Origin of the sequence: Sinimarinibacterium arenosum (assembly GCF_005047655.1) — a bacterium.
GTDB lineage: Bacteria > Pseudomonadota > Gammaproteobacteria > Nevskiales > Nevskiaceae > Solimonas.
In genome coordinates this window covers 100,230-115,406 of record NZ_SUKF01000006.1, presented here as the reverse complement: position 1 = coordinate 115,406, position 15,177 = coordinate 100,230, and the positions used below count along the sequence as shown (strand labels likewise).

At 64.1% G+C, this 15,177-nt stretch carries 16 protein-coding genes and 1 other RNA gene; 3 read left to right on the top strand and 14 right to left on the bottom strand.

Annotated elements, in window-relative coordinates:
* Positions 1-3: 3 nt before the first annotated feature.
* Together E4T66_RS13340 and proC are read right to left on the bottom strand one after the other, a co-directional pair.
* Positions 4-561 carry a YggT family protein gene (locus E4T66_RS13340; protein WP_136849549.1) on the bottom strand — a complete coding sequence of 186 codons (558 nt, stop codon included), beginning with the start codon at positions 559-561 and terminating at the stop codon, positions 4-6.
* Positions 561-1,439, bottom strand: a complete 879-nt coding sequence (gene proC, locus E4T66_RS13335; RefSeq protein ID WP_136849548.1) for a pyrroline-5-carboxylate reductase — start codon at positions 1,437-1,439, stop codon at positions 561-563. The genes E4T66_RS13340 and proC overlap by 1 nt, the downstream gene beginning before the upstream one ends.
* Between proC and ilvA the strand changes: the two genes are divergently transcribed.
* Positions 1,433-3,034 (top strand): threonine ammonia-lyase, biosynthetic, encoded by a 1,602-nt coding sequence (gene ilvA, locus E4T66_RS13330; RefSeq protein ID WP_136849547.1) that lies wholly within the window; start codon positions 1,433-1,435, stop codon positions 3,032-3,034. The two genes, proC and ilvA, sit on opposite strands and share 7 nt — an antisense overlap.
* 59 nt (positions 3,035-3,093) lie before the next feature.
* Positions 3,094-3,558 (top strand): PaaI family thioesterase, encoded by a 465-nt coding sequence (locus tag E4T66_RS13325; RefSeq protein ID WP_136849546.1) that lies wholly within the window; start codon positions 3,094-3,096, stop codon positions 3,556-3,558.
* 14 nt (positions 3,559-3,572) lie between these two features.
* Here the strand turns inward: E4T66_RS13325 and E4T66_RS13320 are convergent, their stop codons facing one another.
* The 8 genes from E4T66_RS13320 to sohB all read right to left on the bottom strand — a co-directional run bounded on the left by E4T66_RS13320 (position 3,573) and on the right by sohB (position 8,705).
* A complete protein-coding gene (locus E4T66_RS13320) occupies positions 3,573-4,040 on the bottom strand; it encodes an EVE domain-containing protein (RefSeq protein WP_136849545.1) in 468 nt (155 codons plus the stop codon).
* On the bottom strand, positions 4,025-4,579 hold the full coding sequence (locus tag E4T66_RS13315; RefSeq protein WP_282707007.1) for a 5-formyltetrahydrofolate cyclo-ligase: 555 nt from the start codon (positions 4,577-4,579) through the stop codon (positions 4,025-4,027). Before E4T66_RS13315 ends, E4T66_RS13320 begins: the two co-directional genes overlap by 16 nt.
* A gap of 19 nt (positions 4,580-4,598) precedes the next feature.
* Positions 4,599-4,781: non-coding RNA, 6S RNA (gene ssrS / locus E4T66_RS13310), on the bottom strand.
* A 78-nt stretch (positions 4,782-4,859) separates the two neighbouring features.
* Complete coding sequence (locus E4T66_RS13305; RefSeq protein ID WP_248679692.1) at positions 4,860-5,183, bottom strand: cell division protein ZapA; 324 nt, start codon at positions 5,181-5,183, stop codon at positions 4,860-4,862.
* Complete coding sequence (locus E4T66_RS13300) at positions 5,180-5,374, bottom strand: hypothetical protein (protein ID WP_136849543.1); 195 nt, start codon at positions 5,372-5,374, stop codon at positions 5,180-5,182. Before E4T66_RS13300 ends, E4T66_RS13305 begins: the two co-directional genes overlap by 4 nt.
* A 97-nt stretch (positions 5,375-5,471) precedes the next feature.
* Entirely contained in the window at positions 5,472-6,893 is a 1,422-nt protein-coding gene (locus E4T66_RS13295) for a DegQ family serine endoprotease (protein WP_136849542.1), read from the bottom strand.
* Positions 6,894-6,996: 103 nt separating this feature from the next.
* On the bottom strand, positions 6,997-7,629 hold the full coding sequence (locus E4T66_RS13290; protein WP_136849541.1) for a YbhB/YbcL family Raf kinase inhibitor-like protein: 633 nt from the start codon (positions 7,627-7,629) through the stop codon (positions 6,997-6,999).
* Positions 7,630-7,667: 38 nt separating this feature from the next.
* Positions 7,668-8,705 carry a protease SohB gene (sohB, locus tag E4T66_RS13285; RefSeq protein ID WP_136849540.1) on the bottom strand — a complete coding sequence of 346 codons (1,038 nt, stop codon included), beginning with the start codon at positions 8,703-8,705 and terminating at the stop codon, positions 7,668-7,670.
* A 125-nt stretch (positions 8,706-8,830) separates the two neighbouring features.
* Here sohB and E4T66_RS13280 point away from each other — a divergent pair, with 125 nt between their 5' ends.
* Positions 8,831-9,421: an outer membrane beta-barrel protein gene (locus E4T66_RS13280; RefSeq protein WP_136849539.1), complete on the top strand. Its 591-nt coding sequence runs from the start codon at positions 8,831-8,833 to the stop codon at positions 9,419-9,421.
* A gap of 22 nt (positions 9,422-9,443) precedes the next feature.
* Here the strand turns inward: E4T66_RS13280 and hemH are convergent, their stop codons facing one another.
* The 4 genes from hemH to E4T66_RS13260 form a co-directional block, all read right to left on the bottom strand.
* Positions 9,444-10,532 (bottom strand): ferrochelatase, encoded by a 1,089-nt coding sequence (hemH, locus tag E4T66_RS13275; RefSeq protein ID WP_136849538.1) that lies wholly within the window; start codon positions 10,530-10,532, stop codon positions 9,444-9,446.
* 57 nt (positions 10,533-10,589) lie between these two features.
* Positions 10,590-12,281, bottom strand: coding sequence for an alanine/glycine:cation symporter family protein (locus E4T66_RS13270; protein ID WP_136849537.1), 1,692 nt, complete (start codon positions 12,279-12,281; stop codon positions 10,590-10,592).
* A gap of 39 nt (positions 12,282-12,320) precedes the next feature.
* Positions 12,321-13,655, bottom strand: a complete 1,335-nt coding sequence (locus E4T66_RS13265; RefSeq protein ID WP_136849536.1) for a sodium-dependent transporter — start codon at positions 13,653-13,655, stop codon at positions 12,321-12,323.
* A gap of 142 nt (positions 13,656-13,797) precedes the next feature.
* On the bottom strand, positions 13,798-15,087 hold the full coding sequence (locus E4T66_RS13260; protein ID WP_136849535.1) for an acetyl-CoA C-acetyltransferase: 1,290 nt from the start codon (positions 15,085-15,087) through the stop codon (positions 13,798-13,800).
* Positions 15,088-15,177 lie beyond the last annotated feature (90 nt).

Sequence of the window (15,177 nt, the reverse complement as noted above, 5' to 3'; positions counted from 1 at the left end):
GCACTAGCGGAAGATGCCCGGCAGCGGCAGCAGACGGTTCAGCACCTGCAGCAGCAGGATCACCGCCAACGGCGACAGATCCAGCCCCGACAGCGGCGGGATGATCCGCCGCACCGGACGCAGCAGCGGTTCATTGATGCTCCACAGAATGTTGCTGGCCGGATTGTTCACGCCGGGGCCGAGCCACGACATGATGGCCTGCACAAACAGCGTGAAGGTATACAGATTGACCGCCAGTACCCCGGTCTTGAGGATGGCGAACCACACTGCCGACAGCACCGAGACGCCGAAGCCCAGCAAACCGGTCACGCTGTAGACGTAGATCAGGGCAATCGCCAGCACCACCAGGGCAGCGCCGGTGTTGAGCTTGCCGACGGCCGGGATGACGCCGCGCAGCCAGTCGGTCGGATACCGGGTTGCACGCCAGATGCCCTGCGAGATCGGGTTGTAAAAGTCGGCGCGGACCCACTGCAGGATGATGCGCAGCATGAACAGCCACAGCACCAGATCAAACAGCGTGGTCAGCAGAAATAGTGCTGCGTTTGAAGCGTTCGCGCCCATCAGGTCTCCCGACTCAACTGCTCGCCCAGCTCGGCGCCACGGCGGGCGGCGGCGGCAAGCGCTGCTCCGAAGATGGCGTGCAATCCCGAGTTTTCAAGCGAAGCGACAGCGGCTTCGGTGGTGCCGCCCTTGGAGGTGACGCGCGCGCGCAGCTCCGCGACGTCGGTGTCGCCCTCGGCCATGCGCGCCGCACCGATGAAGGTCTGCTTGGCCAGCTGTGCTGCGATATCAGCGCTCAGGCCGAGGGCCTCACCGGCCTCGCGCAGCACTTCGGTCAGCAGGAAGTAGTACGCCGGGCCCGAGCCCGAAACGGCGGTGACCGCATCGATCTGCGCTTCGTTGTCGAGCCAGACGCATTTGCCTGCAGCCTCCAGAACGGCCTGCGCCAGCGCGCGCGCGGTGGCCGGCGTGTCGGCCGCGGTATACAGGCCGGTGATGCCGGCGCGCAGCAGGGCGGGCGTATTCGGCATGCAGCGCACATGGCTGAGGTGTTCGCCGAGCCAGCTGCGCAGGCTGTCGAGGCGGATGCCGGCGGCGATCGAGATGACGACGGTGCCGGCCGCCAGTTGCAGGCCGGTGACGGCCTGGCGCATCTGTTGCGGCTTGACCGCAAGGACTACCGCGTCGGCACCGCGGACGGCGTCGGCGGCCACGGCAAAGGTCTGCACGCCGAAGTCGCGGCTCAGCACGTCGCGGCGTGCCGCGTCGAGTTCCACCACGCGCACGCTGGCTGCGGCATGTCCTGCCGCTAGCCAGCCGCCGATCAGGCTGGCGGCCATGTTGCCGCCGCCGATAAAGGCGATTTCAGGGGCGCTGTCAGCGTCGGTCACAAATCCGGGATCCCAGGCAAGCACAAAGTGCGCGGTATGATATGGCATCGCGTCCTGCGCAACACCCACTGGACAGTTCCTTGAATCCGCCCTCCCGGCCCAAAGCGGCCTCTGATACCTCCCGGCTGCTTGAACAGTATCGCGCCCGCATCGAGCGGGCGCAGGTCTACGACGTTGCGCGCATCAGCGCGCTGGAAGACGCGTCCAAGCTGTCCAAACGTCTCGGAAACCGGATTCTGCTGAAACGCGAGGATACCCAGCCGGTGTACTCGTTCAAGCTGCGCGGTGCGTATAACCGTATCGCCAAGCTCAGCGACGCCGAGCGCGCCCGCGGTGTGATCACCGCGTCGGCCGGCAATCATGCGCAGGGCGTAGCACTTGCGGCGCAGCGGCTCGGTCTGACGGCGTGGATCGTGATGCCGCGGACGACGCCGGCATTGAAGGTCGAGTCGGTGCGCGCGCTGGGAGGCAAGGCAATCCTGCATGGCGACGCCTACGACGACGCCCGCGAGCACGCATTCAAGCTGGCCGAGGAAAAGGGCATGACGATGGTGCATCCCTACGACGATCCTGAGGTGATCGCCGGTCAGGGCACCATCGCGCGCGAGATGCTGGAGCAGTGCGGTGATCTGGATGCGGTGTTTGTCCCGGTCGGCGGCGGCGGTCTGCTGGCGGGAGTTGCGGCATGGATCAAAGCCGTGCGGCCGTCGATCAAAGTGATTGCGGTCGAGCCGGACGATTCCAATTGCTTTGCCGCGGCGATGCAGGCGGGTCGGCGCGTGACTCTGCCGAGCGTGGGTTTGTTTGCCGACGGTGTGGCGGTGCGCCAGATCGGTGAGGAGAACTTCCGTGTGGCGCGGCATCTGGTCGACGACTATCTGCTGGTCAGCGTCGACGAAATCTGCGCTGCGACGCGTGACATCTTTTACGACAACCGCGCGCTGCCGGAACCTGCTGGCGCGCTGGCGGTCGCCGGAATCAAGCGCTGGGTCCATCAGCACGGCGTGCAGGGTCAGACCCTGGCGGCAATCGTCTCCGGGGCCAACGTCAATTTCGACCGCTTGCGTCATATCGCCGAGCGCGCCGAACTGGGTGACGATGCCGAGATGCTGATGGCGGTGACGATCCCCGAGCAGCCGGGCTCGTTCAAGCGGTTTCTGAAGGCGTTGGGTCGGCGCACCATCACCGAATTCAACTACCGCTATGCCTCCGACAGTGCGGCGCATGTGTTCGTCGGCCTCAAGCTCACCGAAGGCGCCGAGCAGCGCGAAGCGGTACTGGCGACATTGCGCGGGGACGGCTACGACGTCGTCGACATGACCAGCAATGAAATGGCCAAGGTCCACGTGCGCTTCATGGTCGGTGGCCGCTGTCCGGGCCTGCAGAACGAGCGCCTGTTCCGCTTCGAGTTTCCTGAACGTCCGGGCGCGGCGCTCGACTTTCTCAGCGCGATCGGCTCGCGCTGGAACATCTCCCTGTTCCACTATCGCAATCATGGCGCCGCTTACGGGCGCGTGCTGTGTGGCTTGCAGGTACCGAAAAAGGAATGGGCTGAATGCCGGCGCTCGCTTGATGCGCTGGGGTACGCTTACGTCGAGGAAAGCGACAATCCGGCCTACACGCAGTTTCTGGGTACCAGCTAGTCGCGGCTCGCTGTTGCGGCTGTCGCAGTGGCGACACAGGAATCAAGGAGTGCAGGCAGATGGCGCAAGATTCGGAGCCGCAGGTCGCAGCCGCGGATGATTCCTGTGTGCAGCGGGTGCGTGACAGTTTCGAGCGTCAGGGGCTGATGCGGCATCTGGGCGCGGAGTTGCTCGAGGTGCGCCGCGGCCGGGTCTGCATCGGCCTGCCGTTCCGTGCCGAGCTGACGCAGCAGCACGGGTACTTCCACGCCGGCGCTACCAGCGCGATCGCGGATTCAGCCGGGGGCTACGCCGGACTCAGCGTGTTTCCCCGCGACAGCTCCGTGCTGACGGTGGAATTCAAGATCAATCTGCTGGCGCCGGCACGAGGCGAACGGCTCGAAGCCGAAGGGCGGGTGTTGCGTGCAGGCCGGACGCTGACGATCTGCCAGCTGGAGGTCTACGGCGTCACGGCCGGGCAGCGCACGCTGGTTGCGGCTGGGCAGCAGACACTGATCTGTCTGCACGATCGCCCGGACGCCTGAGCCGGCTCCGAGTTTCAGTCGCCGGCCAGCTTGAGGATGTAATCCCAGTGCTCGGGCCGCACCGGCGTTACCGACAGGCGCGTGCCCGGCATCAGCAGCGTCAGTCCCTTCAGCTGGGGTTCGTGCTGGCGCAGTGTCGCCAGTGTCACCGGTGATTTCAGCTTGCGCTCAAACTTGACGTCGACCTGCAGCCAGCGCGGTTCTTGCGGTTTGGACTTGGGATCGTAGTGATCCGATGCCGGATCGAACTGGGTCGGATCCGGGTAGGCGTTGGATGCGATCGTCATGATGCCGACGACGCCGGGTTCGGCACAGCTGGAATGGTAGAAGAAGGCCTTGTCGCCCTTCTTCATCGTGTCGCGGAACATGTTGCGCACCTGATAGTTGCGCACGCCGTCCCAGCCTTCGGTTTTCTTCGGACGCGCCGCCAGATCATCGATCGAAAAACAGTCCGGCTCGGACTTCATCAGCCAATAGGCCATCGTCTGACTCCTTGTTCAGTCACTACGCCGTCCATGCGCCGATCCCAGGGGTCGCGCGGTACGGCATCCACTTCCTGTATTGACAGTGCCCAGCCCAGGCACAGCGGCCGGCGCGCGACGCGATGCGCCAGCGTGCGATCGTAAAATCCGCCGCCGGCACCGAGGCGGTAGCCGTGGCGGTCAAAGCCGACCAGCGGCAGCAGCAGCAGATCGACGCGATTGAGCGGCCAGAGCTGCGTATCGACCGGTTCGCCGATGCCATAGCGATTGCGCCGCAGGCGACTGCCGGGTCTGATCTCGACGAAGCGCAGATGTCCGTCATCGGCGATTCGCGGGACCAGGGTGCGCTTGCCTTCGCGCCACGCGCGCTGCAGCAGCGGCACGGTGGGGAGTTCGTTTCCGCTGGCGAGGTAGAGCGCGATGGTTCTTGCGTTGCGCCAGACCGCGCTTCGACTCAGCGTTGCCGTGGCGCGTTGTGCGTGACGCAAGCGCTGACGCGGATCCAGCGCTGCGCGCCGCTGCCGCAGTTCGCGGCGCAGCGCGCGTTTGAATTCAAAGGTGTCTCCCGCCAGTGCCGTCATCGGTCATCGACCTTGAGACAGGGTCTCAAGTGGGTGCTGCGCCATGCCATCGGGCTTCCCACTACGAGGTGGGCCTGCACGCCCGGCACGGTTAGGGCTCCCGGGGGTACAAATTAGGCTCAAGGGGTTCCAGACCAAACATCGAACACCGCAGGAGACACGAGGCAAGCATAGCATCGCGCTGCGGATGAGCGTAGCGCCGTATGACCGGCTGCGCTGCCGCGTTCGTCCTCGGTAATCAATCCAGTGACAGGGTGGAGTCGATGTCCAGCGACATCTGGCGCAGACGCTGAACCGACTCCGGACTCGCGCTGGCGACACCTTCAACACCCTTGTGCTCCAGCAGTTCGCGCGCGATGTTCAATGCGGCCATCACGGCGATTTTCTCGGTGCCCAGCGCTTTGCCGCGCTTGCGGATGCTGGTCATGCGCTCGTTCAAATAATCAGCGGACTTGACCAGTGCCTCATGTTCATCGGGCGGGCACATCACGGAATATTCCTTGCCCATGATGCGCACGGTCACGCTCAGGGGTTCGTCGGCGGGTTTCGAGGTGCTGTTCACGCGTCCTGCTCCGATTCGAGTGAGCGTACCCGTTCCACGATGCCCTCGATACGTCGCCGGAGTTCGGCGTTGAGCGCCAGCAGACGATCACGCTCCTGCAATGCCCGTTTTTGTTCCAGACGCGCCTGACGATAGGACGCAATCAGGCGTTGCATGCGTTCTTCGAGCTGTTCGATTTCGGCGTCGATCATCGGGCAAACAAAAATGGCGGCGGCCCTCAGTATAAGGCCGCCGCCAAAAAGGGGAGAGTGCGGCAGCCGGCCCACAGGTGCCGGCTGCCCGCGTGGGTTATTGCAGCAGCAGGAACAGGCCGGCCTGACCGCGGCGCAAATGCAGCAGCAGCTGACCCTTGCCGCCGGCGAGTTTGCTGAACTCGTCCATGGTTTTGACCGGTTTGCGGTTGACCGAGACGATCACATCGCCAGGGCGCAGGCCAGAGCGTGCGGCCGGCGATCCCTGCTCGACGTTCTGCACCAGGATGCCGGAATCGATTCCGGACTGACGCGAACTGTCATCAACCGGAGCAAACGTTGCACCGGACAGCGACGGATGCAGATTCTCGCCGGTGGTCGCTGCTTCGTCGTCCTTGCCGATCTTGACCTTGAGGGTCTTCGGCTTGCCGTCGCGCAGCACTTTGAGCTCGACACTGTCGCCGACGCGCAGCAGACCGACGATGTTGCGCAGCTCTTCGAAGCTGTGAATGTCCTTGCCGTTGGCCGAGATAATGATGTCTTCGGACGCGACGCCGGCCTTCTCTGCGGGCGAATCGGGGAGCACGCGGGTCACGACGGCGCCGCGGGTTTCCTTCATGCCGAAGGCCTTTGCCAGATCCGGCGTCAGATTCTGGCCGGTGATACCGATGCGGCCACGCTGCACTTCGCCAAACTCGATCAGCTGAGCCATGATCGACTTAGCCATGTTGACCGGAATCGCGAAGCCGATGCCGATATTGCCGCCGGAGCGGGAGAAGATCATGGAGGGTACGCCCACCAGCTCGCCGCGCAGATTGACCAGCGCGCCGCCGGAATTGCCCGGGTTGATCGAGGCGTCGGTCTGAATGAAGTCGCCAAGACCGTCGCTGACTTCGGTGCGGCCAAGTGCGCTGACGATGCCGCTGGTGACGGTCTGACGCAGGTTGAACGGCGAACCGATGGCGACGACGAAATCGCCAACCTCCAGCTTGTCCGAGTCACCGACCGGAACCGCGGTCAGCTTGTCGGCTTCGATCTGCAGGACGGCAAGGTCGGTGTCCGGATCGTGACCGATCAGCTTGGCGTCGAACTCGCGATCATCGCTGAGACGGACCTTGATCTGCTTGGCCTTGTCGATGACATGGTTGTTGGTCAGGACATAACCCTTGGAGGCGTCGACAATGACGCCGGACCCGATTGACTGGAATTCACGTTCCTGCGGCTGATCCGGGACGCCGAAAAAGCGCCGGAAGAACGGGTCATTCATCATCGGGCCGTAGGGGTTTTCAACCTCCATGGCGCCGGTTACCGAGATGTTGACCACCCCAGGCGTGACCTGCTTGAGCATCGGGGCCAGCGAGGGCGTCATCGACGCCATTGCCGGCGCGGTGGCGGTGGCGGTGACGGGAATGTCGGCATGCGCTGCGGGCGGCGCACCGGACATCAGCAGGGCAGCGGCGAGAACCGAGGCCGAAACAGCCACCGGGCCGAATATCTTGACGGCAAATTCTTTGGACATCGGGTTCCTTGTTCATCGGGCTGCCGGCGATGGCAGCGCGGCTAAGACCGCCGATCGGCGGCGGAGTTTCAGGATCTTTCGGTGGAATCGAGTCGACCGGGCTTCAGCGCAGGCGGATGGCCGGGTTGAGGCTGTAGCGTCCGCGCAGGCTCGCACGGGCGAGCACGTGTCCGTCCAGGGCTTGACGCAGGTCGGCCAGAGTGAAGGCTTCGCCGACCGGACAGGCGTCCAGATCGGTTGCCAGAATCTCGAACTGGTAGTGGTGGATGCGTTCGTCGTTCCATGGCGGGCAGGGGCCGTCATAGCCCAGATAGGTGCCACCCATTGCCGCATCGCCGGCAAACCAGCCGGTGTAGTCATTGACGCCCTGACGCGTGCCTTCGGGGCCGGCCGGTGCAGTCTTGCCCTTGGCGGTGACGCCCTCGGAGCAGGCGCCCTCGGCAATTTCAGTGATCTGCGGCGGGATGCCGACCATCAGCCAGTGCACGAACTCTGCGCGTGGCAGTTCGGCCGGGACCGTGCGGCCTTCCTGATTGACGTCGTCCGGCCGGGTCGGTGCGTCGGCGTCGATGCAGGTGAGGACGAAACTGCGGGTGCCAGCCGGCGCGCCGCTCCATTGCAGCTGCGGATTGCGGTTGGCGGCGAGACGGACATGCCCGTGCGGCGCCTGGACGGCAAACGCGCAGCGACCGGGGATGCGTCCATTGGGGCGAAATGTGTTGCTGGTCAGTTGCATCGCAGATCTCCTTCAAAGGTGGGGCTGGCGCCGCGGCTTCAGTTCCAGCGGCGTCCGGCAGTGTCCTGCAGGCCGCGGCGCAGGCCGAGCCCCAGGCGTGCAAAACCACGTGAAAGGCGGTCGGACAGCGACTTGTGCTGATGAAATTCCAGTTTGATCAGGTCGGCCGTTTCGCAATGCTGTAGCAGGTAGTCGTCGCTGGTCTGCAGGGCATCGACCAGTTTGAGTTCCAGCGCCTGTCGCCCGAACCAGTGCTCGCCGGTGGCAACGCGGTCCAGGTCCAGCTGGGGCCGGTGCTCGATGACGAAATCACGGAACAGGGCGTGGGTTTCCTCCAGTTCCTCGCGGAACTTCTGACGCGCGGCTTCGGTGTTTTCGCCGAACAGCGTCAAGGTGCGTTTGAACTGGCCGGCCGTGTGCAGCTCGTAGTCGACGTCGAAGCGTTTGAGCAGGCGACTGAAGTTGGGCAGCTGCCCGACCACACCGATGGACCCGACGATCGCAAACGGCGCCGCAATGATCTTGTTGGCGACGCAGGCCATCATGTAGCCGCCGCTGGCAGCGACCATATCGACGGCGACGGTCAGTGTGATGTCGCGGGCGCGAATGCGGGCCAGCTGCGATGCGGCCAATCCGTAACCATGAACGACACCGCCCTCGCTCTCCAGCCGCAGCAGCACTTCGTCGCCCGGTACGGCGACCTGAAGCACTGCGCTGACCTCCTCTCGCAGATTGTCGACCGCATTCGCGTGCAGATCGCCGTCAAAGTTGATCACATAGATGCGCCGCCGTTCCGCTTCGTCGCTGCGGCCCTTGCGTCGCGCCTTGTCTTCGGCGCGTCGCTGCTTGTGCAGCTTCTTGCGTTCGGCCTGGCTCGAGACCGCGTCGCGGACCGTATCGCCGAGATCGTGAAAGCGGTCGTTGAGGTTGGTGACGTCGAGGCGCTCGTGTCCGCGCAACGCGCCGACCTGCCGCGCTGCATTGACGATAAGCGTCACCAGGGCGCCGATTGCGACGACGACGGTGACTGCCTTGGCCAGGAACAGCAGGTAAGTCTCGATAAACCCGTCCGGCATTTTCGGATGTTCATTACTTTTGGGCCCGTATAATAGCGGCGCATCGTTTCGCAGGTTCCGCCGGCCTTCTTCGGGCTGCTGTATCGGGGGGGGCTATTGCGAATCAGAACAAGGGGAAATATTCGATGAAGCTCCGGTCACTGCTGGCTACCGCGCTGCTATTGGGCGTCGCGACCGGCGTGCATGCGCAGGACGCCGAGGGGTCTTACCTGCCGCTGACGATCGCTGCGGGCCCGGCTTACGTCGTCTCCGACAGTGCCCGCGACAGTCGCAACGGGGTGGGCTATTTCGCGTCGGTGGGGGTTCCTCTGAACCGGTTCTGGTCCATCGAGGCAGCAGTCCAACGGCAGCACTTTGACGCGGATGCTCCGAGCGATCCGAACCAGTGGACCGAGACTGCGTATCAGCTGGATACGCAGTTCTATTACTCGCGCGCGGCCGCATTATCCCGCTACGTCGGCATCGGCCTCGGTTATGCAAACGACAGGCTGGACCATGCAGGCATCGATCGCGAGGGGCCGTTCCTGGCGTTCGGGGTCGGCCTGCAGTCATTCCCCGCGGCGTTCGGGCGCCGCGTCGGTTTCGGCGTCGACGCGCGCTATCGGTGGCTTGACGCTGAAATCGATGGGGACGGCATTATTGGCGAGGTGTTGATGCGCGCCAGCATCATTGTGGCCCTGGGGCGTTCCGGTTCGGTCACGGACGGCGCCGACTGAAGCGCAGTTCCACGTCGCTGCGTCAGGCGTATAGCACCGGGACCGCGGCTGCGGCCTGGGCGTCGCGAAATCCGACGTCTGTTGCAGAGGCTGCATCTCCGGACCAGCCCTGCAGGTGTTGTTGAATCAGGCCCAACAGCGCATCGACATGCGCGGGCTGATCGTTCAGTGCCGGGATGTAGCGCAGCTGCTGACCGCCAGCCTGCTGGAAATCCTGGGCATAGCGCAGTGCAATTTCCTCCAGCGTTTCAAGGCAATCTGCGGCGAAGCCGGGACAGATCACGTCCAGCTTGCGCACGCCGTCGTGGGCGAGTTCGACCACGGTCTTGTCGGTATACGGCTGCAGCCACTTGGCGCGACCCACGCGTGACTGGAAGCTGACCCGGTACTGTTCGGGTTCAAGCGACAGGGCTTCTGCCAGCAGCCGCGCGGTCTTACGGCAGTGGCAGTAGTACGGGTCGCCGAGTTCCAGACAACGCAGTGGGATCGAGTGAAACGACATCATCAGCAGATCGCCGCGACCGTGAGTGTCCCAGTGCTGGCGTACCGAGGCGGCCAGTGCCTCGATGTAGTCCGGACGGTCGTGATAGCTGTTGATCGTGCGCAATTCCGGAGGCCAGCGTTGTTCACGCAGATTGTCGTACACGGCATCGAACACGGATGCCGTGGTGGTCGCCGAATACTGAGGATAGAGCGGCAACACCAGCAGTTTGTCGGCGCCACGTTCGCGCAAGGCGGCGATGCCGGTGTCGATCCCGGGTGAGCCGTAGCGCATCGCGAGTTCGACCGCCGCAGACTCGCCAAGACGTTGCTGCAGCGCATGCTGCAGCGCATGCTGCAGTTGCCGGCCGATGGACAGCAGCGGTGAACCCTGTGCGGTCCAGATCGACGCGTAGCTGTGGACCAGCTTGCGCGGTCGCAGCGGCAGAATGACCAGATTCAGGATCAGCCACCAGATCGGGCGTGGGATCTCGACCACGCGTGGATCCCACAGGAAGCTGCGCAGATAGCGCCGGATTGCGCCTGCCTGCGGTGCGTCCGGCGTGCCGAGGTTGACCAGCAGAACGCCGATGCGATCAGCCGAGCGATGTTGAGGGATTGGGGGTTGCATGCGGCGTCAGTCTACCGGGTGAAGTCGACGCATACGACACAGTCACCCTGTTCGGATTCAGTCCGGTGCATCGGCGGGAGAATGCGGATGCCGCGACGAGCCCAGTGTGCCGGCGTCCAGGCGCTGAAAATAGCTCCGGTATGCGTGCATCGCCTTGTAGCCGAGCAGCAGCATTGTTGGCAGGTTGATCGCGAGCATGAAGCCCAGCGCCACCGTCGACACGGTGTCGAGTTCGACGTCCGTGCGGATGAAGCCCAGGCAGGTCACGAAGATCAGCACGCACCAGACCAGGCGATAGGGTTTGACCCAGCGCTCACCGGCCAGATACACGATCCCCTGTTCGCCGTAATAGCTCCAGGTGATCATCGTCGAGATCGCGAACAGCCACACCGCCAGCGTCACCATCCATTGCCCCAGGCCCGGATGCACGCTGTCGAAAGCCTTGGCGGTCAGCGTCGAGCCCGGATAGTCGGCAAAGATGCCGGATTCGATCACCTGGGCGGGTGATTCGAGTCCGCGCCACGCAATGCTTCGCTGGGTCGGTTCGCCGGACACCGTACCGAACAGCTTGGCGCGTGCGCCGCTGTCGTCTTCGACCACCAGAAACACCTGATCGCCGTCGCTCAGCGAAGTGGCCGAGGGTGCGGGCAGGGTCAATCCCTCCGGCAGCCACTGACCCTCGGTCGACTGCACCAGCGCCGGTGGGCTGTCCCAGGTCACGACCGGGCCGCGATTCCATACCCCGGTGATCAGGATCACCAGTGCGGTCATGGTGCAGACGACGATGGTGTCGATGAAGGGTTCAAGGCCGGCAACCACGCCTTCAGTGACCGGCTCAGGTGTTCTGACGGCCGAGTGCGCGATTGGCGCCGAGCCCAGGCCGGCTTCCGACGAGAACAGCGCGCGCTTCATTCCAAAGATGAAGGCGGTTCCGACGCCGGCGCCAACAAAGGCGCCGCCGGCCTCGGACGGCGTGAACGCGCAGCGGAAGATCAACGCGAAAATGCCCGGGATCTCGGACAGGTTGCTTGCTAGCACGTACAGCGACGCGACGACGTAGATGCCGCACATCAGCGGGACCAGCACGCCGGCGAAGTGGCCGATGCGCTTGATGCCGCCGAGGATCACCGCGCCAACAATCACCGCCATGACGAGGCCCGAAATCCACGTCGGCACGCTGAAGTAGGCGCGTGCGATTTCCGCGGCATTCCAGGCCTGGAACATGTTGCCGCCGGTAATGCCGAACAGGATCAGCGGAATTGTGAACGCCGCTCCGGCCAATGCGCCGACCGTTGCGAGCTTCGGCGAAATCTCGGCGAAGCCCTTCTTGGCAACCCACATCGTGCCGCCGTGAGGGTTTTCGACGTCGTGGGTGTTGCGAAACAGCATGGCCAGGGTCACTTCGGTGGTTTTCAGCGCCATGCCGACAATGCCGACCACCCACATCCAGAACACCGCGCCGGGGCCGCCGATCGATACCGCGATCGCCACCCCGCCGATGTTGCCGAGCCCAACGGTCGCTGACAGCGCAGCAGACAGCGCCTGGAAGTGCGTCAATGCGCCTTTGCCGTGGCCGGAAACACCCGGCACCTTGCCGCGCACCAGTTGCACGCCATGGGTCAGCGAGCGCCACTGACCGAATCGGGTCCACACAGTGAAAATGATGCCGACGGTCAGCAGACCGAGCAGCGTCGGCACGCCCAGCATCACGGCATTGATGGCGTCGAGTGCGGCGAAGAATCGTTCCATGGCGTCAGCAGTTCCGTTCGGTGAGGGGACGTCGCGAGGTCAGCCGAACAACGCCGACAGCATGATCCAGAGAATGCCCAGGGGTGCCAGGAAACGCAGTACCAGCAACCACAGTGGTGCCCACCTGAGACTCAGAGCGCCTTGATTGCGCAGTTCCTTGACGGCGTCCTTCCAGACCCAGCCGACGAAGATCGCGGTCAGCAATCCCCCCAGCGGCAGCATGATGTTGTTGGCCAGGAAGTCCATCAGGTCGAACCAGTTCTTGCCGGCGATGGTGAAGCCGGCGGTGAGTCCGAACGACAGCGACGCGGGAATGCCGAGGGCGAAACACACCAGGCTGGCGATGATCACGGTCTTGTGACGGCTCGCGGCATGCTCGTCGACGAAGTAGGACACCATGGGTTCCAGGATCGAGATCGCCGAAGTCAGCGCGGCGATCGCCAGCAGCGAGAAGAACAGCACGCCGAACAGGTCGCCGCCGGGCATCGACGCGAATACCGCCGGCAGTGTCACGAAGGTCAGGCCCGGTCCGGCGCTGGGATTGAATCCGAACGCAAACACCGCGGGCATGATCATCAATCCGGCCAGTACCGCAACGCCGGTATCAATCATCGCGACCGTCAGTGCCGCCTTCGGCAGGTGTTCGTTCTTGGACAGATACGAGCCGTAGGTCAGCAAGGTGCCCATGCCGATCGACAGGGAAAAGAACACTTGCGCGATCGCGTCGTAGAAAGTGTGTGCGGTGACTTTGCTGAAGTCCGGCTTCAGGTAGAACTCGACGCCGGCCATGCCGCCCGGCAGTGTCAACGAGCGTGCGACCAGCACCAGCAAGATGATGAACAGCGAGGGCATCAGCACCTTGTTCCAGCGCTCGATGCCGTGAGCGATACCGCCGGCGACAATCCATGCGGTCAGACCCATGAACAGCGCAGAATAGGCGATGGGGCGGACGGGATCGGCGACGAAGCTGCCGAAAACCTGGTTCAGCTGTTCCGGATCGGTGGTATGCAATTGACCGCTGGCCATCAGCCAGATGTAGGCCAGAGTCCAGCCGGCAACGATGATGTAGAACGACAGGATCACGAAGCCCGTCAGTGCGCCGGCATAGCCGACCAGGGGCCAGCCCTTGCCGCCGAGGATGCGAAAGGCGCCGACCGGATTGCGCTGGGCACTGCGGCCGACCAGCATTTCGGCAGTTGCCAGCGCGATGCCGAAGCCCAGCACCATGGCCAGATAGATCAGCAGGAAGGCGCCGCCACCGTTATTTCCGGTGGTGTAAGGAAAGCGCCAGATATTGCCGATGCCGACCGCTGATCCGGCCGCGGCCATGATGAAGCCGAAACGGCTGCCCCAATGCTCCCGCGCTGCGCTCATCCAGTCCCCCGTTGGCGTTGAGTCGGCCCGATTATGCCCAATTGGTACTCGTGGCTACTGCGGGAAGTTCCTCAGCTGCAAACGAAAAACCCGGCCAGAAGCCGGGTTTTCGTTGATGCGGTGCGGTTCGTCGCGCTGACGATCAGGCCCCTTCGACGATCGCAACCACGCCCTGGCCGCCGGCCGCGCAGATCGAGATCAGTCCGCGGCCGCCGCCGTTGGCCTGGATGATCTTGGCCAGCGAGGCAATGATGCGGCCGCCGGTGGCGGCGAACGGGTGACCTGAAGCCAGGCTGCCGCCCTTGACGTTCATCTTGCTGCGATCGATCGAGCCCAGCGGCGCGTCGAGGCCGAGGCGTTCCTTGCAGAACACCGGGTCTTCCCAGGCCTTCAGGGTGCACAGCACCTGTGCGGCGAAAGCCTCGTGGATTTCATAGAAGTCGAAATCCTGCAGGCTGATGCCGGCGCGCGCGAGCATGCGCGGCACTGCGTAGGCCGGCGCCATCAGCAGGCCTTCCTTCTTCGGGCCGGCGAAGTCGATCGCGGCGGTTTCGACGTGGGTCAGATACGCCATCGGCTTGAAGCCGTGCGCCTTGGCCCAGTCGTCGGATGCAAGCAACACGGCCGAGGCGCCGTCGGTCAGCGGCGTCGAGTTGGCGGCGGTCATCGTGCCGTTGCCGGACTTGCGATCGAACACCGGCGACAGCGAGGCCAGCTTTTCCAGCGAGATATCGGCGCGCAGGTTGTTGTCGCGCTCCAAGCCGCCGAAGGGAATGATCAGGTCGTTGAAGAAGCCCTCTTCATAGGCTTTGGCGGCCTTCTGGTGCGATTCGTAGGCGAGCAGATCCTGGTCTTCGCGGCGGATTTTCCACTCCTTGGCCATGACTTCGCAGTGCTGGCCCATGCTCATGCGCGTGCGCGGCTCGCCATTGGTCGGAATGGCCGGAGACAGCATGGCCGGACGGAATTTCGCAAGCGCCTTCAGGCGCTGGCCGCCCGTCTTGGCGCGGTTCACCTCGAGCAGGATCTTGCGCAGCTTGTCGTTGACCGCGATCGGTGCGTCGGAGGTGGTATCAACGCCGCCAGCGATGCCCGAGTCGATCTGGCCCAGCGCAATCTTGTTGGCGATGCCAATGGCGGCCTGCAGGCCGGTGCCGCAGGCCATCTGGATGTCGCAGGCGGCGGTTTCAGCGGCCAGGCCGCTGGACAGCACCGACTCGCGGCACAGGTTGAAGTCGCGCGAATGTTTCAGCACCGCGCCGGCCTGGACTTCGCCCAGGCGTTCGCCGTGCAGCTGGAACTTGTCGACCACGCCCTTGAATGCCGTGGTCAGCATTTCCTGGTTGGACTTGGTCGAATACGCCGTGTTGGAGCGCGCGAACGGAATGCGCGAACCACCGAGGATTGCGACTTTGCGGCCGATGGGTTTCATGTGTAGCACTCCTGAAAAGAGTTCATTAGAAAGGTCAATTCCGGCGATTATCCGGCGCCGGCGCGGTGCTGGCTATTGCCGCTGCGCCAG

Coding starts and splice junctions, on each gene's coding strand:
- E4T66_RS13340 (WP_136849549.1), bottom strand. CDS start 561: ATGGGCGCGAACGCTTCAAACGCAGCACTATTTCTGCTGACCACGCTG.
- ilvA (WP_136849547.1), top strand. CDS start 1,433: ATGGCATCGCGTCCTGCGCAACACCCACTGGACAGTTCCTTGAATCCG.
- proC (WP_136849548.1), bottom strand. CDS start 1,439: ATGCCATATCATACCGCGCACTTTGTGCTTGCCTGGGATCCCGGATTT.
- E4T66_RS13325 (WP_136849546.1), top strand. CDS start 3,094: ATGGCGCAAGATTCGGAGCCGCAGGTCGCAGCCGCGGATGATTCCTGT.
- E4T66_RS13320 (WP_136849545.1), bottom strand. CDS start 4,040: ATGGCCTATTGGCTGATGAAGTCCGAGCCGGACTGTTTTTCGATCGAT.
- E4T66_RS13300 (WP_136849543.1), bottom strand. CDS start 5,374: ATGATCGACGCCGAAATCGAACAGCTCGAAGAACGCATGCAACGCCTG.
- E4T66_RS13295 (WP_136849542.1), bottom strand. CDS start 6,893: ATGTCCAAAGAATTTGCCGTCAAGATATTCGGCCCGGTGGCTGTTTCG.
- E4T66_RS13290 (WP_136849541.1), bottom strand. CDS start 7,629: ATGCAACTGACCAGCAACACATTTCGCCCCAATGGACGCATCCCCGGT.
- sohB (WP_136849540.1), bottom strand. CDS start 8,705: ATGCCGGACGGGTTTATCGAGACTTACCTGCTGTTCCTGGCCAAGGCA.
- E4T66_RS13280 (WP_136849539.1), top strand. CDS start 8,831: ATGAAGCTCCGGTCACTGCTGGCTACCGCGCTGCTATTGGGCGTCGCG.
- hemH (WP_136849538.1), bottom strand. CDS start 10,532: ATGCAACCCCCAATCCCTCAACATCGCTCGGCTGATCGCATCGGCGTT.
- E4T66_RS13270 (WP_136849537.1), bottom strand. CDS start 12,281: ATGGAACGATTCTTCGCCGCACTCGACGCCATCAATGCCGTGATGCTG.
- E4T66_RS13265 (WP_136849536.1), bottom strand. CDS start 13,655: ATGAGCGCAGCGCGGGAGCATTGGGGCAGCCGTTTCGGCTTCATCATG.
- E4T66_RS13260 (WP_136849535.1), bottom strand. CDS start 15,087: ATGAAACCCATCGGCCGCAAAGTCGCAATCCTCGGTGGTTCGCGCATT.